Raw genomic sequence first — 20,549 nt, forward strand, 5'->3', positions numbered from 1 at the left:
CTCCGGCCGGTGCAGCCCTTAGGACTGACGGCCGCCGGAGTCGTCGGAGGAGCCCGTGGCGAGCAGGGCCTCGATCAGCGCGTCGACGTCCAGCCGCCGACTCTCCCGCGTGGGCGGTACGGCCTTGAAGGCGTGGGCGAGGAAGTGCCGCAGGCCGCGGCGGTCCAGCTCCACCAGCGCGTAGCCCAGGGGCGCGATGAGCTTCACCGCCACCCACCGCTCGTCGTGCGGCCACACCCGTACGTCACCGGCCCCGGCGGGCACGTACAGCCCCGTCGCCAGCAGGTCACGGGCGAATATCCAGGTCACCGGGTTGCCGTCGCAGGACACGGCAGAGGGGAACGACAGATGGACGGCCAGTGGGTCGTCGCCGTCGTACGTCAGTGAGACGGTCACATCGCGCCGGACGCCGAGGCGTTCGGCGTAGAGCCGGGCCGGGACGCGGTGAGTCATGCCGGTGAGCAAGGGACTGTCCTTCTCCTCGTACGGGTCCCGGTTCCGCGCACGTGTGTCGCCGCGCGTAGGGACTCCTGATCGGCCCGGACCTCGTGCGGCCCCGGGCCCGTCGCGGGACGGGATTCGAGCCGCTTCACCGGGTGCGCCTGGCGCGATGACCCCTCACCCGGAACCGGACGCTGAGCGCAAGCCGTTCGGCCCCGGCGGCCGTGCGGGCGGCACGCAGCGGTTCCCCGGAGAGCCCGGCCAGCACCGCCGCCGGCCCGGCCCCCGGCTTCAGGAGTACGTCCAGGGCCAGCCGGGAGCGCCCACGGCGGGCGTTCCCCGACAGGCGTACGTGGGCCCTCGCCACCCCGGGAACCGCCTCCGCGTCGGCGCGCACGGCCCGCGTCAGCGCCCGCGTACTCAGCCGAAGGGCCGGCCGGGGCAGCGCCAGCCGCCGGGGATGGCGGGCCGGGGCCTGGGCCGTGAGCCAGCAGAGGAACCCCACCATGACCGTGGACACCACGGCCAGGGTGACCGGCGCGTCCCAGTCGGGCGTGCCGGGCCGCAGACCGTCGCCGGGCCGCGGCCACCAGGAGGCGTCGGTGACCCACGGAGCCGGGGAAAACAACTCCCGCGTCAGGCCGGTGACGGTCAGCCAGCCGCCGCCGACCAGGACGGCGATGCCCAGGAGCGCCGCCAGCAACCGGTTGACGCCGTCACGCAGGGGCCTGCCGCGTCGCGTTCGGCTCATGGCCGTCGAGGGTTTCCTGGGCTTCATGGTGCGGTCCCGTCTCCTTCGCTTCTTGACCGGCGCCTGTGTCAGCGCTGGTGCCAGCACCTGTGGCGGTGCCTGTGTCAGCGCCTGTGCCGTCCGGCGCGCGCCAGTTCCGGTCCCCGACGACCCGGACCCGCAGCCGCCCCGGCCGGGCGGTGCCCAGCGCGAGCAGGGCCGCGTCCAGCCGCGTGGCCACCGCTGCGCGTACGGCGTCGGGGTCGCCGAACGCCACCGTGACGCGTGCGCCGACCCGCATCCGGCGACGTACCCGGACACGCGCCGCGCTGACCCCCGGCACCTCCAGCGCGGCGTCCCGCAGCAGGCTCCGCGCGCCGCCCCGGTCGAGCTCGGCCCGTACGCCCGGCGACGGCGCCGCCATCGGCAGCCGTCGCCGGGCGCCGGGTGTCAGGGCGACCACGATCAGCCACATCCCCAGAAGCGCCGCACAGGCCCCCGCAGCCGCCACCCGGGCTCCCGTGTAGCCGGTGTCCGCGAGGCGGTCCAGGGCCCCCTCCTGCAGCCTTATGGCCGTATCACCGCCGGACGTCAGGGCGTCGTACAGGAGAGCGCCGCACAGGGCGGCCCCCGCCGACGCGAGGAGCGCGGCCGGGAGCCGCCGGGCCGACCAGGCCCGCCGTCGGGCGCGGCCCACGGTCGGCCCCGGCTGTTCGGGCGGACCGCCCGGATCCGGCGCGGGCTCCTGCCTGGGGATGTCCGCCCCGGGACGCAGCCGGGTGATCCCGACCGCGGTCGTGGACACCGTCAGGCCGGTCAACTCGGCCGTCCGGGCCGACACATGGTCCTGCACCCGCGACCCGAGCCCCGTGGTGTCCGCCGGATAACTCAGACCGATGTCCAGCGAGACGCGGGCACAGGCGCCACGCCGGACCACCGCGGCGCGCTCCGTCGTCCCGCCCCGACCCAGGCTCTCCTCGGCGGCGCGCGTGACGATGCGCCGTACCGCCCGGTCCGCGATCACCGTCGCGCCCCGGTCGGCAGCCGGCCCGGCCGACGCCCCGACGTGCTCCACCTGTTCCATCAGCGCCTCCGGTCCGAAACGCCGTCCAGGAACCGCCGCAGCCCGGACCCGTCCACGCCCTGGTCCAGCGCCCGGCCGACCGCGAATCCGATCCCGCCCAGCGCCGCGACCAGCAAGAACGCCCCGAAGCCGCCGAACCAGGCGGCGAAGGCCAGCGCCATGCCGACCAGCAGTCCCAACTGGGCTCCGCTCATGCTCGTGTGGTCCTTCACTCCACGCGAGCTTCGGCGCCGGCACCACTGTCGTCGGACTCGTCGGGCAGGTGCACGTCGTCGACGGAGATGTTCACCTCGACGACCTCAAGGCCGGTGGTCCGCTCCACGGCGGAGATCACGTTCTCCCGTACGTCACGCGCGACATCCATGATCGGTACGCCGTACTCGACGACCAGGTCGATGTCGATGGCGGTCTGGCGCTCGCCGACCTCCACCTTGACCCCGCGGCCCACATTGGGGCGCCCGCCAGGCACACGGTCGCGCACCGCGCCGAAGGTGCGCGACAGACCGCCGCCCATGTCGTGCACGCCCGGCACCTCACGCGCCGCCATGCCCGCGATCTTCACCACTACGACATCGGCGATCGAGGTCTTGCCACGCGTCCCGGCGGGCTCGGCCGCACCGGTCGCGCCGGTGCCGACGGTGGTGGTGTGCCCGGTGTCCGTGCTCTTGCGCGGAGTGGAGGCGGCGGCCGACCCGGCGGAGACTGTGTTCGTTGTCATCGGTTTTCCTCTCGGAGTTCCCGGCATGTCTGCCCTGTCACTTCGTTGGACACGGCGGGCGGCGAAGTGTCACGCGAATCCGCCGACTTCCTTCCGGGCAGGCTCGTCCCGCCACGTGCGTGACACAACGGCCGCCGCCGTGTCCAAGCAGCAGAAGACGCGGGAACGCGCCAATGTGGGCGCGCACGCAGGAACGTCAGGAACGCAGTAGTGCGGGAACGCGGCAATGCGGGAACGCGGTAGTGCGACCCACGCAGTAATGCGGCAACGCAGGAACCGAGAGGAGCCGCCGAGTGCCCGGGGACGGGGATGAACCGCCACAGCGCACGCAGGACCGGTCCGGGGCGGACGACGAGGACGCCCTGCTGGCCGTGCGTGCCCGAGAGGGCGACGAAGAGGCATTCGAAGTTCTCGTACGACGGCACGGGCCGGTGCTGCTCCAGCTCGGCGTCCGTATGCTCGGTGACCGGACGGAGGCCGAGGACGCCGTGCAGGACGCCTTCGTCAGTGCCTGGCGCCGGCTGCCCGAGTACCGGAGCGAAGCGGCCTTCCGAACCTGGATGTACCGCATCGTCACCAACCGCTGTCTGAACTTGCTGCGCACGCGGCGGCCGGTGGCGGACCTGGACGCCGTCGCGGAGCAGGCCACTCCGGAGCACGCCGGCTCACCCGCGCGCGCCGCCGAGGCGGGCGCGGCCCTGGAGGAGCTGTCGGTCGCGCTGGCCCGGCTCTCGCCGGAACAGCGGGCCTGCTGGGTGCTGCGCGAGTTGCACGGCCTGGCGTACAAGGAGATCGCGGAGGCGGTCGGGATCAGCCACCAGGCGGTTCGCGGCCGGATTTTCCGCGCACGGCGCTATCTGATGGAGGCGATGGGCGCATGGCGATGAACGCGACCCCCGTGCCGCCCGACGGCATGCCGCACGACCCGGAGCAGGGGGTTTCCGCGGGTTCGGCGGACGACGAGGTGCTGCTCTGCGGGCGTTCCCTGGCCGATGTCTGGGACGGCCGGCTGTCCGGCGACGCGTCCGACGGCCACCGGGCCAACTGCCCGCACTGCGCCGCAGCCCTGGACGAGCTGCGCGTACTCGACGACTTCGTCGGCCGTGCCCGTTCGACGGACGCGGATCTGCCCGACGCCGACGCGGTCACCGCGCGCGTGATGGACATCGTGCGCCTGGAACTGCGGCCCGGCCGCACGCTTCCCCTGGGGGAGCCCGACGAGGACAGCTGGGTATTCGAATCCGCCGCGGCCAAGGCCTTCCGCGCTGCGGCGGACGCGCTGCCGGGTGTACGGGCCGGCAGTTGCCGCATCGCACCGGTCGATTCGGCGGCGCGCGTGGAGGTGTCGGTCGCGGTCGCCCTGACCTGGAACCTGCAGGAGGCGTCCGACGCGGTACGCGGCCGGATCTTTGCCGCGGCGCGGGACGTTCTGGGTATGCCGCTGCGGTCCGTCGACGTACTCGTGACCGACATCCTCGACGAGGAGCGGGTGTGGGACGGCGTGGACGAGCAGGGCAGCGGGTACCAGCGGGGCGGCCGGGGCGAAGCGAACGAGCAGGACGGAAGCGACCGATGACAACAGCGCATCCCACTCGGGTCGATCTGGAACGTCTCGCCGCCGCCGCGGCCCTCGGCGTCCCCGGTGTCGCCTACCTGCGCCCCGGCCTCGCGGGCCTCCTGCGCGGCGCCCCGGCGCAGCGGCAGCGAGGCTCGGGCGGCGTACGGGCCAGGGCCACCGACGATCCCCGGACCTGGCGGATCGAGGTGCACCTCGCGGTCGTACGCGGCCACCGCGCACTGGACGTCACCCGCGCGGTCCGCGCGGCGGTCGAGGCCGCGACCACCGGGGCGGGGGCGGGACGGCCCGCCGGGGTCACGGTGACTGTGACGGGCGTGGTCTGACGTGCTGACTGGCGTTGCCTGACGGCTCTGGTCGATGAGGTGCGGTCTCGGAGTCTCTTCTCGCTCCGCACGCCCATCATATGGCTGAAAAGCGACGCTATTGAGGGCAGCAGGCGATAACTTAAGCCACTTCTTGGTCGTTGTTCAGCGGCCAAGTTGTTGACGTCTGTGAGAAATGGGACCCCGTTGAAGATCGTGCGCAGGGTCGGCGTACCCCCTCGTGCCCGCGGCAGCATGTCCGGTCAGACATGTCCGGACATTTTTGAACTGAATGATGGAAACTTTGCGATTATCGGCACAGATGCCACAGATGCGCTCGACGGGTCCCTGCCGGCGGATGCGGGCCGTGCCGACTATGAGCGGATCGTGGTCATCACCCGCGAAACACTGATCCGGGCAAAGGCTGATATTCCAGATATGTAACTCTGCGTGCGGAAGGGGCCCGGAGCGCCGGGCCCTTCCGCACGTCAGGTGTCAGTGGTAAGTGTCACGCCGGTTCAAAATGTCGGCTCGGGCGCTCTACCGTGCGTACATATGAGTGCCGCACCGACCACCTCCGGCAGGCGACTGCGTCTGGGCTGGCCCCAGCGCGTCTTCTCTCAGGTTCTGCTGATGCAGCTGGCCATCGCCACCGGGGTGACGGTGCTTGCCACCGGCCTCTTCCTCGCACCGCTCAGCACCCAGCTCGACGACGAGGCGATGCGGCGCGCCCTAGCCATCGCGCAGACCACAGCGGCCCGGCCCCGGCTCGCCGAGGCACTGGCCGACTCGCCGCCCCGCTTCGACGGGCCCGTGCAGACCGAGGCGGACCGCATCAGGCGCTCCACCGGCGCCGAGTACGTCGTGATCATGGACAGGCGCGGGGTCCGCTGGTCCCACACCGACCGGGACCGGATCGGCCGGGTGGTGTCCACCGATCCCAGCGACGCGCTCGCCGGCCGGGAGGTCATGGAGATCGACGACGGCACTCTCGGCCGCTCCGCCCGCGGCAAGGTACCGCTGCGTGACGCGGAGGGCGAGATCGTCGGCGCGGTCTCGGTCGGCATCGAATACGACAGCGTGCGGGCCCGGCTGCTTGCGGCGATCCCCGGGCTGCTGGCGTACGCGGGGGGCGCACTCGCCGTCGGTGCGCTCGCGGCGTATCTCATTTCCCGAAGGCTCCAGCGGCAGACCCACGACCTGGCCTTCTCCGACATCTCCGCGCTGCTCACCGAACGTGAGGCGATGCTGCACGGCATCCGTGAGGGCGTCGTGGCGATCGACGCCGCGGGCAGGATCCGGCTGATGAACGACGAGGCGCAGCGGCTGCTGGGGCTCGGCACCGAGGCCACCGGGCGGCCCCTGGACGAGGCGCTGGGCGAGGGCCGTACCGCCGATGTGCTGGCGGGCCGGGTCACCGGCGACGACCTGCTGACTGTGCGCGGTCAGCGGGTGCTGGTCACCAACCGGATGCCGACCGATGACGGTGGCGCCGTCGCGACCCTGCGCGACCGCACCGAGCTGGAGCAGCTCGGCCGCGAGCTGGACTCGACCCGCGGTCTGATCGACGCCCTGCGCGCCCAGGACCACGAGCACGCCAACCGGATGCACACGCTTCTTGGGCTGCTGGAACTGGGCATGCACGAGGAGGCGGTGGAGTTCGTCACCGAGGTCGCCGGTGTGCACCGCGCCACCGCCGAGCAAGTCACCGAGAAGATCCACGATCCGCTGCTTGCCGCCCTCCTTGTCGGCAAGGCCACGGTCGCCGCGGAGCGCGGTGTCTCGCTGCGGCTCTCGGGCGCGACGCTGCTGCCCGACCGCCTGGTGGACCCTCGCGGCCTGGTCACCGTCGTCGGCAATCTCGTCGACAACGCGCTGGACGCGTCGGCGGGCTCCCCGGACGCGCGGATCGAGGTCGAGTTGCGCGCCGAGGGGCGTACGGCCGTCCTGCGGGTGACCGACAGCGGGCCCGGAGTCCCCGCCGAACAACGCGAGTTGATCTTCACCGAGGGCTGGTCGACCAAGGAACTGCCCGCACACGGCAAGCGCGGCCTCGGCCTGGCGCTGGTCCGCAGGCTCGCGGAGCGGCAGGGCGGCAGCGCGCGGGCCGGGGCCGGCGCGGACGGCGGGGCCGAATTCACCGTCGTACTGCCGGAGGAACTGACCGATGCGGAGCTGGATACAGCGGGGCCGGACACGGCGGGGCCGGACACAGCAGGTCTGAGCACGGCGGGTCTGAGCACGGCGGACCCCAACACGGCGGGAGAAGCACGATGATCGACGTACTCGTGGTCGACGACGATGTCCGAGTCGCGGAGATCAACGCCGCCTATGTGACCAAGGTGGCGGGCTTCCGCGTCGCGGGACGGGCGCATTCCGCCGCCGAGGCGCTGGAGCAGATCCGGAACCGCTCCGTCGATCTGGTCCTCCTCGATCACTATCTGCCCGACGGGAACGGTCTCGCGCTCGTACGGGAGCTTCGCGGGCTCGGATTCCAGACCGACGTGATCATGGTGACGGCGGCGCGCGACGTCGCGACGGTCCAGGCGGCGATGCGCCAGGGGGCACTCCAGTACCTGGTGAAACCGTTCAACTTCGCCGGGCTGCGCACCAAGCTGGAGGCGTACGCCGCCCTGCGCCGCACCCTGGACGGTGGCGGCGAGGCGGAGCAGGCCGAGGTGGACCGCATCTTCGGCGCGCTGTCGGTGTCCGGCTCCCCCGACCTTCCCAAGGGGCACTCGCCGACCACGGCGGAGGTGGTCAGGCAGGTGTTGCTGGCGGCGGACGGGCCGTTGTCCGCGCACGAGATCGCGGAGCGCGGCGGTATGAGCCGGCAGACCGCGCAGCGCTATCTCAAGCTGCTTGAGCGGACGGGACGGGTACGGCTGAGTCTGAAGTACGGGGAGACCGGGCGCCCGGAACACCGGTACGCGTGGGCGTCCAGTCGCTAGGAGATGCGACGCCGGGGCGATCTCGGCACCGGGGTGAACAGCGCAGCCCGGGGGCGCGCGCCCCCGGCGTCGAGGGCAAGGATGCGCGCCGAGCGGAAAGGACGGGCGCGCGTCCGTCCTTTCGAGACCTCACCCCAGAGGGCATGTGTTTCAGGCGACCCACCACTCGTCGCGCTCCTCACTCGCCCTGGCCACGATCTCGTCCACCAGCTCGGCCAGCCGTCTCTCCTGGGAGCCGGCGGGCAGGCTCTCCCGGTGGTGACGTGTGGCGTCCCAGTAGGCCCGAAAGATGCGGCTCTGGCAGATGCCCCGCAGATGGCCGAGCGTTTCCTCCCGGTCCGTGGTGCGCAGCCGGTAGGCATGCAGCAGGTTCCCGTAAAGAGCGTTGGCCAGCAGGAACTGCCGCTGCCTCTCCGGCCGCACCTCGTCCTCGTACGTATCCAGTACGGCGGCCAGTTCCGGGTCGTCCATCGCCTTGCAGAGCAGGTCGAACTGGAGCCGGTGTTTTTCGGCCAGGTCCGCGCGCCGGTGCAGATGGCGCTGCTGAAGCATCAGGGCAGCGACGGCTGCCCCGAACGCCAGCCCGGCCGCGACCCCCCGCGGTTGTCCATATCCCCGTACATCCATACCCAACCCCCGAATGACAGGCGGCCGTCACCGGCCACCGAGCAGGTGGAGCAGGTCGGACGGGCCGGGTGAGCGGTCGTTAACTGCATGCGCCACCTCCCAGGATGCCGGGCGGCTCTGACCGGCGGGAGGCGGAAGGACGGCGCACAGGAGGAACGGTTCAGCTTTGTGCCGCACGCCGTGTCAAATGTGTGCCCGGTGCGCGCCGCTAACAATCGTTCACTTCGGGTCGCTTCGGCCCGTGTCCTGAACGGGCCGCTACGGCAACGGCTGTGGGGGGCGGGGCCCCACGTACTGCCCGCTGGGGCGCATCCGCAGCGGCCGCTCCTCGTACTCCTCCAGTGCGTGCGCGATCCAGCCCGCCGTCCTGGCCACCGCGAACACCGTCTCGCCGGCCTCCGCGGGCATCCGCGCGGAGACCGAGAGCACCGCCAGCGCGAGATCCACATTGGCGTGCAGCGGGGTGTGGCGGGCCGTCGTGCGGACGATGTCACGGGCGGCCGCCAGGGCCGGGGCCGCCCGTGGAATCTCCTCCAGGAGCGCGAACAGGGCCTGGGCGCGCGGGTCTTCGGCCGTGTAGAGGCGATGCCCGAGCCCCGGGATGCGCTGCCCGTTGCGCAGGTGGTCCGCGATCACCGGGGCCGCGCCGCCCCGTTGGACGACCTCGGCGAGCATCCGGTGGGCGAGCCCGCTCGCGGCGCCGTGCAGGGGGCCCTCCAGTACCCCCAGGCCCGCGGAGATCACCGCGTACGGATGGGCCCTGGCGGAGGCCGCGACCCGTGCGGCCAGCGTGGACGCCGCCAGGTCGTGGTCGACCAGCAGGGCAAGTGCCGTGTCCAGTACGGCGAGTGACGCATCGTCGGCGGGCAGCGCGGTGAGCCGCGGCCACAGCTGCCCGGCCAGCCGGTCGCCGGCGCGATTCGGCAGCCCGGCCTCCGGCAGTGCGCCGACCAGGGTGGGGATCAGGCTGCGCGCGCTGCCGAGCACGGCCTCGGGGGAGAGGTCGAAGCGCAGCGGGTCGGTGGCCGCCGCCGCGACAGCCGCGACACGGAGCCGGTCCAACGGCCCGCTGTGCGCGGGCAGTGCGGCGACCGTACGGCGCGCGGCCTCCAGGGTCTCGCGGGGTGCGGTGAACCGGATGCCCGGTCGCAGCGCCCCGGTCCACAGCCACTCCGCGACCTCCTCGTAGCCGTACCGGCCGGCGAGTTCGACCGCGTCGACACCACGAAAGTAGTAGCGGTTCTCCTCGATGAGGGTGAGGCGGGTGCGGAAGACCGGATCGGCGGCGGTCGAGGGCTCGCGGCGGCCGGTGCGCCGCGCCAGGGCGTCGACCTCACCGGCGTCGAGCGTGCTGCCGCGCCCGCCGGGCGCGGGACGGCTGCTCAGCCGGCCGCGGCTCACGTAGGCGTACACGGTCTCCGGCTTGACGCCGAGCCGCTCGGCGGCCTCCCGAGTGGTGAGGCGCTCCCCGTCCGTGCCCTGATCCGTCATGTGATCCACCGTATCCATGTTGATTCAATCAATATTGACAGAGATTGAGTCAAGGATAGACAGTCGAATCAATATAGGCATGGGGATGCTTCACGCTTCACGACTTCTCAGACGCTCCGGGAGGAAGAAATGCCCACCAGCACCAGCACCAGCACCAGCACCAGCTCCAGCTCCAGCTCCAGCTCCAGCTCCAGCTCCAGCTCCAGCTCCAGCTCCAGCTCCAGCACCAGCACCAGCACCAGCACCAGCTCCAGCTCCAGCTCCAGCACCAGCACCAGCACCAGCACCAGCACCAGCCACGCCCCGCTCGATGTACCGCGCGGCCTCGCGGGCGTCGTCGTCACCGACACCGCACTCGGCGACGTCCGGGGCCGCGAGGGCTTCTACCACTACCGCCAGTACTCGGCCGTGGAGCTCGCGCAGAAACGCACCTTCGAGGACGTCTGGCACCTGATGTTCTACGGGGAGCTGCCCGGCGCCGACGAGCGCGCCGCCTTCACCGCCAGGACGGCGGCCCTGCGCCACCTGCCCGTCGGCGTACGGGATGTGCTGCCCGCCCTGGCCCGCGCCGGCGCCGGGTCGGGCCCGCTCGCCGGGCTGCGCACCGCGCTCTCGCTGCTCGGCGCGGCCTCGGCATACCGGCCCGTGTACGACCTCGACGCCGACCGGCGCCGCGACGACGCGCTGGCCGCCTGCGCCGCCGTACCCACGCTGCTCACCGCACTGCACCGGCTCGGCCGGGGGCTCGACCCCGTGGAGCCGCGCGACGACCTGCCGTACGCCGCCAACTACCTCTACATGCTGACCGGTTCGGAGCCGGATGCCGCCCAGGTCGAGGCCGTCGAGCCGTATCTGATCTCCACCGTCGACCACGGTTTCAACGCCTCGACCTTCACCGCCAGGGTCGTCGCGTCCACCGGCGCGGACATCGCGGCCTGCCTGGTCGCCGCGGTCGGCGCCCTCTCCGGGCCGCTGCACGGCGGGGCGCCCAGCCGCGCCCTGGACACCCTCGACGCGATCGGGACACCCGACCGCATCGACGGCTGGATCCGCGAGCGCGTCCTCGCAGGCGACCGGATCATGGGCTTCGGGCATCCCGTCTACCGCACCGAGGACCCGAGGTCGCGGATGCTGCGCGGGATCGCGGAGCGGTTCGGCGGCCCCCTGGTGGAGCTCGCGGTCCAGGTGGAGGCACGGGTGGAGAAGATCCTCGCCGAGCTCAAGCCGGGGCGTGAGCTGCACACCAACGTGGAGTTCTACGCCGGAGTGGTCATGGAGCTGTGCGGGCTGCCGCGCGAGATGTTCACGCCGACGTTCTGTGCGGCGCGGGTGGTCGGCTGGAGCGCCAATATCCTGGAGCAGGCGGCGGACTCGAAGATCATCCGCCCGGCGGCCCGCTATATCGGCCCGCCTCCGCCGCAGCCCGTGCCCGCGCTCTGAGAAAGGCCCCCCGGTGAGCAAGAAGCAGATCCCGGTCATCGTCCTCGCGGGCTTTCTGGGATCGGGCAAGACCACCTTGCTCAACCATCTGCTGGCCCGGAGCAGGGGCACCAGGATCGGCGCGATCGTCAATGACTTCGGGGCCATCGAGATCGATGCCATGGCGGTGGCCGGGCAGCTCGGGGACTCCACGGTCTCGCTCGGCAACGGCTGTCTGTGCTGCGCCGTCGACGCGAGCGAACTCGACGTCTACTTGGAGAAGTTGGCCCGGCCCGCGGTCGGTCTCGATGTGATCGTCATCGAGGCGAGCGGTCTCGCCGAGCCTCAGGAGCTGGTCCGGATGATCCTGGCCGGTGAGAACGACCGGGTGGTGTACGGCGGTCTCGCCGAGGTCGTCGACGCCGCCGAGTTCGACGCGACCCGCGAGCGGCACCCCGAGATCGACCGGCATCTCGCCATCGCCGATCTTGTTGTCCTGAACAAGACGGACCGGGTGACGAAGGAGCAGCTCGACCGCGTCCTCGCCACCATCGGCGACCTCACCGAGGGCGCGGCCGTGGTCCGTGCGGAGTACGGGCGGATCGATCCGGCGCTGCTCTTCGATCCCGCCGTGCGGCCGGACGGCGGGGAGAGGGCGCGCCAGTTGTCCTTCGAGGACCTGCGCGCCGAAGCGGACGAGGAACACGGCGATCACGCCGGTCACCTGCACGCGGCGTACGAGAGCGTTTCGTTCACCTCGCACGAGCCCATGAACCCGCGCCGCCTGATGGAGTTCCTCGACTCCAGGCCTGTGGGCCTCTACCGGATCAAGGGGTACGTCGACTTCGGTGCGGCGGATGCCCGCAACCAGTACGCGGTGCACGCCGTCGGCCGGTTCCTGCGCTTCTACCCCGCGCCCTGGGGCCGGGAGGCGCCGCGCCTCACCCAGCTCGTACTCATCGGCGCCGGGATCGATGCCGATGCGCTGGGCAAGGAACTGGCGTCCTGCCGGGAGACCGCTCCGCAGGACGCCCCACATGCTGCCGATGAGCGCAACATGTGGGGCGTCCTGCGATACGTACAGGCGGAGGACTGAGACGGGCCCGACCGGCCCGGTCGCCTCCCCCGTTACACAGGCCCTGCCAGCGCCGCGATCTCCGCCGCCAGCGGGGTGCCCGAGCCGTCCCGGCGCGGGTCCGGGGTCGGCAGCTCCACTGGTGTGCCGTTCTTCTGGGCCGCGCGCGGTGGCGCCGTGCCCGCCCAGGCCAGGATCAGGGTGTCCTCGCCCCGGAGGAAGCGCTGGCAGCGCACTCCGCCAGTGGCCCGGCCCTTGCGTGGGTACTGGTCGAACGGGGTGAGCTTGGCCGATGTCTCGGTGTCCCCGAGCAGCGTGCCGCGTGCTCCGGCGACGGTGAACACCATGGCGTCGGCCGCCGGGTCCACCGCGCTGAAGGCGATCACCTTGGCGCCGTCGGCGAGCTTGACGCCCGCCATGCCGCCGGCGGGACGGCCCTGCGGCCTGACCTGCCCGGACTGGAAGCGCAGCAGCTGGGCGTCGTCGGTGATGAAGACCAAGTCCTCCTCGCCCGTGCGCAGTTCGGCCGCACCGACCACCCGGTCACCGTCCTTGAGGGAGATGACCTCCAGCTCGTCCTTGTTGGCCGGGTAGTCCGGGACGACCCGCTTCACCACACCCTGCTCGGTGCCGATCGCCAGCCCCGGAGAGGACTCGTCGAGGGTGGTGAGACAGATCAGGGTCTCGTCCGCCTCCAGGGACAGGAATTCCGAAACCGGCGCCCCGCCCGAGAGATTGGGCGCGGACGCCGTGCCGGGCAGCTGTGGCAGGTCGATCACGCCGAGCCGCAGCAGTCGCCCGTCCGAGGTCACCGCCCCCACGTCGCCCCGCGCCGTGGCGGGCACCGCCGAGATGATCACATCGTGCTTGGCGCGCCGGGCGTCGTCCATGACCAGGGGCTCGCCATTGGCCGTACGCGCGAGCAGCCCGGTCGACGACAGGAGGACCCGACAGGGATCGTCCGCGACCTCCAGCGGCACCGCGGCGATCGGTGAACTGCCCGACTCCAGCAGGACCGTGCGCCGGTCGGTGCCGAACTTCTTGGCCACCGCGGCCAGCTCGGTCGAGACCATCTTGCGCAGCTCGGCGTCCGACTCCAGGATGCCGGTCAGCTCGTCGATCTCGCCGGTCAGCCGGTCGCGCTCGCTCTCCAGCTCGATCTTGTCGAACCTGGTGAGCCGGCGCAGCGGCGTGTCCAGGATGTACATCGTCTGGATGTCGCTCAGCGAGAACTGCTCGATGAGCCGCTGCTTGGCCTGCGCCGAGTTGTCACTTGAGCGGATGAGGCGGATGACCTCGTCGATGTCGAGCAGCGCGACGAGCAGGCCCTCGACCAGGTGCAGCCGGTCACGCCGCTTGGTGCGGCGGAACTCGCTGCGGCGGCGTACGACCTCGAAACGGTGGTCCAGATAGACCTCAAGGAGCTCCTTGAGCCCCAGCGTCAACGGCTGGCCGTCAACCAGCGCCACATTGTTGATGCCGAAGGTCTCTTCCATCGGCGTCAGCTTGTAGAGCTGCTCAAGGACGGCCTCCGGGACGAAGCCGTTCTTGATCTCGATGACCAGCCGCAGTCCGTGCATGCGGTCGGTGAGGTCCTTGACGTCCGCAATGCCCTGGAGCTTCTTCGCGCCGACCAGGTCCTTGATCTTGGCAATCACCTTCTCGGGGCCGACGGTGAACGGCAGTTCGGTGATGACCAGGCCCTTGCGGCGCGGTGTCACGTCCTCGATGGTCGCCGTCGAACGGATCTTGAAGGTACCGCGGCCGTTCTCGTACGCGTCCTTGATTCCGCCCAGGCCCACGATCCGGCCACCGGTCGGCAGGTCGGGACCCGGCACAAAACGCATCAGCGTCTCAAGGTCGGCACCCGGGTGCTTGATCAAGTGCCGGGCGGCGGCGATCACCTCGCCCAGGTTGTGCGGGGGCATGTTCGTCGCCATGCCGACGGCGATCCCGGAAGCGCCGTTGACCAGCAGGTTCGGGTAGGCCGCCGGGAGCACGACCGGCTCCCGCTCCTGCCCGTCGTAGTTCGCCGTGAAGTCGGCGGTGTCCTCGTCGATCGACTCGGTCATCAGCGACGTGGCGTCGGCCATCCGGCATTCGGTGTACCGCATGGCGGCGGGCGGGTCGTCGTTGCCGAGGGAGCCGAAGTTCCCGTGTCCGTCGACCAGCGGCAGCCGCATCGAGAAGGGCTGCGCCATCCGGACGAGCGCGTCGTAGATCGACGCGTCGCCGTGCGGGTGGAGCTTACCCATCACCTCGCCGACGACGCGGGCACATTTCACATAGCCGCGGTCGGTCCGCAGCCCCATCTCGTTCATCTGGTAGACGATGCGGCGGTGCACCGGCTTCATACCGTCGCGGGCGTCGGGCAGCGCTCGCGAGTAAATCACCGAGTACGCGTACTCAAGGAAGGAGCCCTGCATTTCGTCGACGACGTCGACATCGAGGATCTTCTCCTCGAACGCATCGTCCGGCGGCGGGGTCTTCGTGCTGCGGCGGGCCATCGCGGCTGCGGCTCCTTCGCGGTTCTGTAGGGCAAGTTCTGGGTCTTGACGCCGACCATTGTGGACCGGCGCGCTGACATCGCCGACCTCGACCCGTCCGAAGCGCCCTCCAGGACGTTCCCTGAGGGCGTATCCGGAACGGGAACTTCGCCAGGTGTCAGCACGCTTGCATACAGTGGCAGGACTTCTCCTTATCGCGATCGAAGGGACGTACATGCCCATGGGTCACACGGCCACAGTGCAGGCCGGCTCCGGCGGCCTGACAGCGACTGAGCACCGGCTGGCCAATGGCCTTCGTGTGGTGCTTTCCGAGGACCACCTGACCCCGGTTGCCGCGGTCTGCCTCTGGTACGACGTCGGTTCGCGGCACGAGGTCAAGGGCCGTACGGGCCTGGCTCACCTCTTCGAGCACCTGATGTTCCAGGGCTCGGCGCAGGTGAAGGGCAACGGCCACTTCGAGCTGGTGCAGGGTGCGGGCGGTTCGCTCAACGGCACGACCAGCTTTGAGCGCACCAACTATTTCGAGACGATGCCCACCCACCAGGTGGAGCTGGCCCTGTGGCTGGAAGCCGATCGGATGGGCTCACTGCTCGTCGCGCTCGACGAAGAGTCCATGGAGAACCAGCGCGACGTCGTCAAGAACGAGCGCCGCCAGCGGTACGACAATGTGCCCTACGGCACGGCATTCGAGAAGCTGACCGCCCTCTCGTACCCCGAGGGGCACCCGTACCACCACACGCCGATCGGTTCGATGACCGACCTGGACGCCGCGACGCTCGAAGACGCACGGGCCTTTTTCCGTACGTACTACGCGCCCAACAACGCGGTGATCTCGGTCGTCGGCGACATCGACCCCGAGCAGACGCTCGCCTGGATCGAGAAGTACTTCGGCTCGATCCCGTCCCACGACGGCAAGCAGCCCCCGCGTGACGGCTCCCTCCCCGACATCATCGGCTCGGAGCTGCGCGAGGTCATCGAGGAGGACGTCCCGGCCCGCGCGCTGATGGCCGCCTACCGGCTGCCGCAGGACGGCACCCGCGAGGCGGACGCGGCCGATCTGGCGCTCACCGTCCTCGGCGGCGGCGAGTCCTCCCGGCTGCACAACCGGCTGGTCCGGCGTGACCGCACGGCCGTCGCGGCCGGCTTCGGTCTGCTGCGCCTGTCGGGCGCGCCTTCGCTCGGCTGGCTCGACGTCAAGACGTCGGCCGGTGTGGAGATTCCCGACATCGAGCGCGCTGTCGACGAGGAGCTGGCGAAGTTCGCCGCCGAGGGCCCCACGCCCGAGGAGATGGAGTGCGCGCAGGCCCAGCTGGAGCGCGAGTGGCTCGACCGGCTCGGCACGGTCGCCGGCCGCGCCGACGAACTCTGCCGCTACGCCGTCCTGTTCGGCGACCCGCAGCTTGCACTGACCGCGGTCGGGCGCGTGCTGGACGTCACCGCGCAAGAGGTGCAGGCAGCCGCCAGGGCCAGGCTCCGCCCGGACAACAGGGTGGTCCTGGTGTACGAACCCACCCAGGCCGACGCGGACGCCGCCGACGAGACCGAAGAGCAGGAAGGGGCGGACCTGTGACCGACACCGCTGCCGTCAGCATGACGTTCCACCCGCAGCCCGGCGCGGGCACCGCCACCCCGTGGGCCTTTCCCGCCCCCGAGCGCGGCGCCCTGCCCAACGGCCTGACCGTGCTGCGGTGCCACCGCCCCGGCCAGCAGGTCATGGCCGTCGAGATCTTCCTCGCCGCCCCGCTGGAGGCCGAGCCCGAGGGCCTCGACGGCATCGCCACGATCATGGCGAGGGCCTTCTCCGAGGGCACCGACAAGCACTCCGCCGAGGAGTTCGCCGCAGAGCTGGAGCGCTGCGGCGCCACCCTCGACGCGTACGCGGACCACCCCGGCCTCCGGGTCTCCCTGGAGGTCCCGGTCTCCCGGCTGCCCAAGGCGCTCGGCCTGCTGGCCGACGCGCTGCGCGCACCGGCCTTCGCGGACGCCGAGATCGAGCGTCTGGTGGCCAACAGGCTCGACGAGATCCCGCACGAGGCGGCCAACCCGTCGCGGCGCGCCGCCAAGCAGCTCTCCAAGGAGCTGTTCCCGGCCACCTCGCGCATGTCGCGCCCCCGCCAGGGCACCGAGGAAACGGTCAAGTGCATCGACGCCGCCGGCGTCAAGGGCTTCTACGACGCGCATGTGCGCCCGGCGACGGCCACCGCCGTGGTCGTCGGTGACCTCGAAGGTGTCGACCTGGACGCCGTACTGGCCGAGACCCTCGGGGTCTGGACGGGCAACACCGCCCCGGCCCGTCCCGTGCCGCCGATCACCGCCGACGACACGGGCCGCGTCGTCATCGTGGACCGGCCGGGCGCCGTGCAGACGCAGCTGCTCATCGGCCGGATCGGCGCCGACCGGCACGACCGTGTGTGGTCGGCCCAGGTGCTCGGTACGTACTGCCTGGGCGGCACCCTCACCTCGCGTCTCGACCGCGTCCTGCGCGAGGAGAAGGGCTACACCTACGGCGTGCGCGCCTTCGGCCAGGTGCTGCGCTCCGCCGCGCCCTCCTCGGAGGGCGCGGCCACCGGCGCCGCGATGCTCGCCATCAGCGGCTCGGTGGACACCGAGTCCACCGGACCCGCGCTCGACGACCTCTGGAAGGTGCTGCGCACCCTCGCGGCCGGCGGCCTCACGGACGCCGAGCGCGATGTCGCCGTCCAGAACCTGGTGGGTGTCGCGCCGCTCAAGTACGAGACGGCCGCCGCGGTCGCCGGCACGCTGGCCGATCAGGTCGAGCAGCAGCTGCCCGACGACTTCCAGGCCCAGCTGTACGCACGCCTCGCCGAGACGGGCACGGTGGAGGCCACCGCGGCCGTCGTCAGCGCCTTCCCCGAGGACCGTCTGGTCACGGTGCTCGTCGGGGACGCGTCGCAGATCGAGGAGCCCGTCAGGGCCCTCGGTATCGGTGACGTGACGGTGGTAACGGGCTGAGTCCGTACTACCTCACTCACATAGAGGCGCATAGCGGGACGTAGAGGGACCTCGGTGGCCAACAAGCCGCCGGGGTCCTTCTCATATGTCCGTTTTGTTGTGGTGGTTGCCTGTCTGGTATGTGGGGTGCGTTACAAAACGCTCTGTCTGTTTGGTGATTGAAAGATGTGCCGTTTAGCGTCGGTCCGGCTGTCCGTCAGCATGAGCCGCAGCCGCGGCACCGGACAGTCATCGCCGAGTCCCCGTCAGGCGCGAGCCTGGGGAGCCGGGGACCCATTCAGTCCCTGGGGTGAATCGGACGCCTCCGTACCCCGGAGGGGCCCGTAGGAGACCTTCCTGCTCCGAACCCGTCAGCTAACCCGGTAGGCGAGAAGGAAGGAAAGGACCAGCCCCTCCATGGCGTTCAGCCGCACCACCGGTAAGCACCGGCGTCCCAGCCGCATGACGCGCAGAGGCGCGAACATCGCAGGCGTTGCCGCCCTCGCGACGACCGGCGTCATCGGAACGCTCGCCTCCCCGGCCGTCGCCGCCGAGGGCAAGGGCGCAGGCGCGGCCCTCTCCGTCGAGGACACCGGCCTGACCCAGGCCATCGACATCAACGACTCCCTGGCCGACCAGATAGCCGCCCAGGCCAAGGCGCAGCAGCAGGCCGCGGACAAGGCCGAGCGCAAGGCCGCGGCCGAGCGCAGGGCCGCCGCGGAGCGCAAGGCGGAAGCCGAGCGCAAGGCCGAGGCGAAGGCCAAGAAGCAGCGCGCCGAGCGCGAGGCCAAGGAGCGCGCCGCGCGTGCCGCCGAGCGCAAGCGCCTCACCTCGTACACGCTCCCGGTCTCCGGCTCCGCCGTGACCACCGGCTACAAGTCCGGCGGCTCGCTCTGGTCCTCCGGCAGCCACTCCGGCGTCGACTTCCGTGCCGCGTCCGGCAGTTCCGTCGTGGCCGTCGGCGCGGGCACCGTCGTCGAGGCCGGCTGGGGAGGCGCGTACGGCAACAACGTCGTCGTCAAGATGAACGACGGCACGTTCACGCAGTACGGCCACCTCTCGTCCATCACCGCCACCGTCGGCCAGGCCGTCACGCCCGGCCAGCAGATAGGTGTCTCGGGCTCGACCGGCAACTCGACAGGACCGCACCTGCACTTCGAGGCCCGTACGAGCGCCGAGTACGGCTCGGACATGGACCCCGTCGCGTACCTGCGCGGACACGGCGTCAACGCCTGAGACCGCCGAGCGGGCCCCTGAGGGCCGGCCCGCTGCCCGCCGCACTGAGCATTCCCGAAGGCCCCGGCTTCCCGCCGGGGCCTTCGGCGTACGCGGTGCGACCGTGCGTACCTCTGCCCGTACACAGTCCTTCGGGGATGGCCGAAAGATATCCATGAATTCAGGCTGCCCATCGGAAATTCGCGGTTGCTGCAATAGAGTCGCAGAACAGGAGTGGATCGACCGCGTTTCGCGGGGATTAAGGCGGAGGTTCGGCCATGCGCATTCCCGCGCATTCGGTATGCACGGCAATTCGTGACGACATCGTCTCCGGTGTCTTCGCGCGCGGCGGCCGGCTCACCGAGGAGCTGCTGGCGCGCCGCTACGGCGTCTCGCGCGTCCCGGTGCGCGAGGCCTTGCGCACCCTGGAGTCCGAAGGGTTCGTCACCACCCGACGGCACGCGGGCGCCTGCGTCGCCGAGCCCACCGAGCAGGAGGCCGCCGACCTCCTGGAGGTCCGGACGCTGCTGGAGCCGCTGGGCGCCGCACGGGCCGCCAGGCGGCGCACCGACGCGCACCTCAAGGTGCTGCGCGGCCTGGTCAGGCTGGGTCAGGAGCGGGCCCGCCGGGGGCAGGGCGAGGATCTGCGCTCACTCGGCGGCTGGTTCCACGAGACCCTCGCCCAGGCCTCCGGCAGCCCCGGCCTGACGGCCCTGCTCACCCAGCTCAGGCACAAGGTCACCTGGATGTACGCCGTAGAGCAGCACGCCCGTCCGGTCGAGTCCTGGGCGGAGCACGGCGCGATCGTGGACGCGGTGGCGCGCGGCGACGCGGAGCGGGCCAGGGCGCTGACCGCGCTGCATGCCGAACGCGCGGTCCCGGCGCACCGGCTGCGCCATCCGGCACCGGAACAGGTGAGGACTTCGCAACACGCCGTAAACACCGTGGGCGGCCGTAATTAACAGGCGCGCCGTATACAAAGAAAGTGAATTGGCGGGGCCATTTTCCTGCTGCCCGAATTCAGCGCCGTAGCGCTTTCGAAATTAGAAGAGCCGTGGCGCCCCCGAATTCGGGGGCGCCACGGCTCTTCTGCACGTGTCGTACGCGTCGGACAGTCGCGTCAGACGGTCTCGGGCAGCTCGTCGAGACCCTCGGCGACCAGCTTCGCCAGCCGGTCGAGTGCGGCCTCGGAACCATCGGCCTCGGAAGCGAGCAAGACCTCTTCGCCGCCCTGCGCGCCCAGACCGAGCACCGCGAGCATCGAAGCGGCGTTGACCGGCTTGCCGTCGGCCTTGGCGATCGTCACGGGGACACCCGACGCGGTCGTGGCACGGACGAAGATGGAGGCGGGCCGGGCGTGCAGGCCCTCGGCCCAGCCGACGGTGACGCGGCGCTCAACCATGGTGTAGCCCTTCATGTTCTAACGGTTGTCTAGACCAGTCTCTCACGGTGTGCGGA

The 20,549-nt window shown here is 71.1% G+C and carries 21 protein-coding genes, 1 pseudogene and 1 riboswitch; of the genes and pseudogenes, 12 read left to right on the top strand and 10 right to left on the bottom strand.

The window, feature by feature from the left end:
* Window positions 1–18: 18 nt before the first annotated feature.
* The 5 genes from ABCR94_RS17840 to ABCR94_RS17860 form a co-directional block, all read right to left on the bottom strand.
* Complete coding sequence (locus ABCR94_RS17840; protein WP_347120303.1) at window positions 19–453, bottom strand: SsgA family sporulation/cell division regulator; 435 nt, start codon at window positions 451–453, stop codon at window positions 19–21.
* Window positions 454–589: 136 nt separating this feature from the next.
* Window positions 590–1,192, bottom strand: coding sequence for a hypothetical protein (locus tag ABCR94_RS17845; RefSeq protein WP_347120304.1), 603 nt, complete (start codon window positions 1,190–1,192; stop codon window positions 590–592).
* Window positions 1,158–2,255 (bottom strand): DUF6286 domain-containing protein, encoded by a 1,098-nt coding sequence (locus tag ABCR94_RS17850; protein ID WP_347120305.1) that lies wholly within the window; start codon window positions 2,253–2,255, stop codon window positions 1,158–1,160. Before ABCR94_RS17850 ends, ABCR94_RS17845 begins: the two co-directional genes overlap by 35 nt.
* The gene (locus tag ABCR94_RS17855; RefSeq protein ID WP_347120306.1) at window positions 2,255–2,449 is read right to left on the bottom strand and encodes a hypothetical protein; all 195 of its coding nucleotides are present in this window, start codon (window positions 2,447–2,449) and stop codon (window positions 2,255–2,257) included. The genes ABCR94_RS17850 and ABCR94_RS17855 overlap by 1 nt, the downstream gene beginning before the upstream one ends.
* A gap of 14 nt (window positions 2,450–2,463) precedes the next feature.
* Window positions 2,464–2,973: an Asp23/Gls24 family envelope stress response protein gene (locus ABCR94_RS17860; protein ID WP_347120307.1), complete on the bottom strand. Its 510-nt coding sequence runs from the start codon at window positions 2,971–2,973 to the stop codon at window positions 2,464–2,466.
* 293 nt (window positions 2,974–3,266) lie between these two features.
* On the opposite strand from ABCR94_RS17860, the gene ABCR94_RS17865 reads away from it, so the two are divergent.
* From ABCR94_RS17865 to ABCR94_RS17890, 6 genes are all read left to right on the top strand, one after another.
* The gene (locus ABCR94_RS17865; protein WP_347120308.1) at window positions 3,267–3,860 is read left to right on the top strand and encodes an RNA polymerase sigma factor; all 594 of its coding nucleotides are present in this window, start codon (window positions 3,267–3,269) and stop codon (window positions 3,858–3,860) included.
* Window positions 3,851–4,549, top strand: a complete 699-nt coding sequence (locus tag ABCR94_RS17870; protein WP_347120309.1) for a hypothetical protein — start codon at window positions 3,851–3,853, stop codon at window positions 4,547–4,549. The genes ABCR94_RS17865 and ABCR94_RS17870 overlap by 10 nt, the downstream gene beginning before the upstream one ends.
* Entirely contained in the window at window positions 4,546–4,875 is a 330-nt protein-coding gene (locus tag ABCR94_RS17875) for a hypothetical protein (protein ID WP_347120310.1), read from the top strand. Before ABCR94_RS17870 ends, ABCR94_RS17875 begins: the two co-directional genes overlap by 4 nt.
* Window positions 4,876–5,061: 186 nt before the next feature.
* Window positions 5,062–5,298 (top strand): hypothetical protein, encoded by a 237-nt coding sequence (locus ABCR94_RS17880; protein WP_347120311.1) that lies wholly within the window; start codon window positions 5,062–5,064, stop codon window positions 5,296–5,298.
* A 111-nt stretch (window positions 5,299–5,409) separates the two neighbouring features.
* A complete protein-coding gene (locus ABCR94_RS17885) occupies window positions 5,410–7,131 on the top strand; it encodes an ATP-binding protein (protein ID WP_347120312.1) in 1,722 nt (573 codons plus the stop codon).
* On the top strand, window positions 7,128–7,805 hold the full coding sequence (locus tag ABCR94_RS17890) for a response regulator (protein ID WP_347120313.1): 678 nt from the start codon (window positions 7,128–7,130) through the stop codon (window positions 7,803–7,805). Before ABCR94_RS17885 ends, ABCR94_RS17890 begins: the two co-directional genes overlap by 4 nt.
* A 150-nt stretch (window positions 7,806–7,955) precedes the next feature.
* Here ABCR94_RS17890 and ABCR94_RS17895 read toward each other — a convergent pair whose 3' ends face one another.
* The 3 genes from ABCR94_RS17895 to ABCR94_RS17905 form a co-directional block, all read right to left on the bottom strand.
* Complete coding sequence (locus ABCR94_RS17895; RefSeq protein ID WP_347120314.1) at window positions 7,956–8,432, bottom strand: DUF6082 family protein; 477 nt, start codon at window positions 8,430–8,432, stop codon at window positions 7,956–7,958.
* A gap of 258 nt (window positions 8,433–8,690) precedes the next feature.
* Complete coding sequence (locus ABCR94_RS17900; RefSeq protein ID WP_347120315.1) at window positions 8,691–9,923, bottom strand: citrate/2-methylcitrate synthase; 1,233 nt, start codon at window positions 9,921–9,923, stop codon at window positions 8,691–8,693.
* A gap of 107 nt (window positions 9,924–10,030) precedes the next feature.
* Window positions 10,031–10,267, bottom strand: coding sequence for a hypothetical protein (locus ABCR94_RS17905; RefSeq protein WP_347120761.1), 237 nt, complete (start codon window positions 10,265–10,267; stop codon window positions 10,031–10,033).
* On the opposite strand from ABCR94_RS17905, the pseudogene ABCR94_RS17910 reads away from it, so the two are divergent.
* Both ABCR94_RS17910 and ABCR94_RS17915 read left to right on the top strand, forming a co-directional pair.
* Window positions 10,215–11,363, top strand: a pseudogene (locus ABCR94_RS17910) (citrate synthase); the annotation flags it as partial. The gene ABCR94_RS17905 and the pseudogene ABCR94_RS17910 sit on opposite strands and share 53 nt — an antisense overlap.
* Window positions 11,364–11,376: 13 nt before the next feature.
* Window positions 11,377–12,438, top strand: a complete 1,062-nt coding sequence (locus tag ABCR94_RS17915) for a CobW family GTP-binding protein (protein ID WP_347120316.1) — start codon at window positions 11,377–11,379, stop codon at window positions 12,436–12,438.
* A 32-nt stretch (window positions 12,439–12,470) separates the two neighbouring features.
* Here ABCR94_RS17915 and ABCR94_RS17920 read toward each other — a convergent pair whose 3' ends face one another.
* Window positions 12,471–14,924, bottom strand: coding sequence for a DNA gyrase/topoisomerase IV subunit A (locus tag ABCR94_RS17920; RefSeq protein ID WP_347120317.1), 2,454 nt, complete (start codon window positions 14,922–14,924; stop codon window positions 12,471–12,473).
* Between the two features lie 214 nt (window positions 14,925–15,138).
* On the opposite strand from ABCR94_RS17920, the gene ABCR94_RS17925 reads away from it, so the two are divergent.
* The 4 genes from ABCR94_RS17925 to ABCR94_RS17940 all read left to right on the top strand — a co-directional run bounded on the left by ABCR94_RS17925 (window position 15,139) and on the right by ABCR94_RS17940 (window position 20,053).
* On the top strand, window positions 15,139–16,494 hold the full coding sequence (locus tag ABCR94_RS17925; RefSeq protein ID WP_347120727.1) for a M16 family metallopeptidase: 1,356 nt from the start codon (window positions 15,139–15,141) through the stop codon (window positions 16,492–16,494).
* 20 nt (window positions 16,495–16,514) lie between these two features.
* Window positions 16,515–17,897, top strand: coding sequence for a M16 family metallopeptidase (locus ABCR94_RS17930; RefSeq protein ID WP_347120728.1), 1,383 nt, complete (start codon window positions 16,515–16,517; stop codon window positions 17,895–17,897).
* A 222-nt stretch (window positions 17,898–18,119) separates the two neighbouring features.
* Window positions 18,120–18,280, top strand: a riboswitch (cyclic di-AMP (ydaO/yuaA leader).
* A gap of 13 nt (window positions 18,281–18,293) precedes the next feature.
* Window positions 18,294–19,112 (top strand): M23 family metallopeptidase, encoded by an 819-nt coding sequence (locus ABCR94_RS17935; RefSeq protein ID WP_347120318.1) that lies wholly within the window; start codon window positions 18,294–18,296, stop codon window positions 19,110–19,112.
* Between the two features lie 257 nt (window positions 19,113–19,369).
* Window positions 19,370–20,053: a GntR family transcriptional regulator gene (locus ABCR94_RS17940; protein WP_347120319.1), complete on the top strand. Its 684-nt coding sequence runs from the start codon at window positions 19,370–19,372 to the stop codon at window positions 20,051–20,053.
* 158 nt (window positions 20,054–20,211) lie between these two features.
* Here the strand turns inward: ABCR94_RS17940 and ABCR94_RS17945 are convergent, their stop codons facing one another.
* On the bottom strand, window positions 20,212–20,493 hold the full coding sequence (locus tag ABCR94_RS17945; RefSeq protein WP_347120729.1) for an HPr family phosphocarrier protein: 282 nt from the start codon (window positions 20,491–20,493) through the stop codon (window positions 20,212–20,214).
* Window positions 20,494–20,549 lie beyond the last annotated feature (56 nt).

Source organism: Streptomyces changchenzhani, assembly GCF_039766235.1.
Classification (GTDB): Bacteria; Actinomycetota; Actinomycetes; order Streptomycetales; family Streptomycetaceae; genus Streptomyces.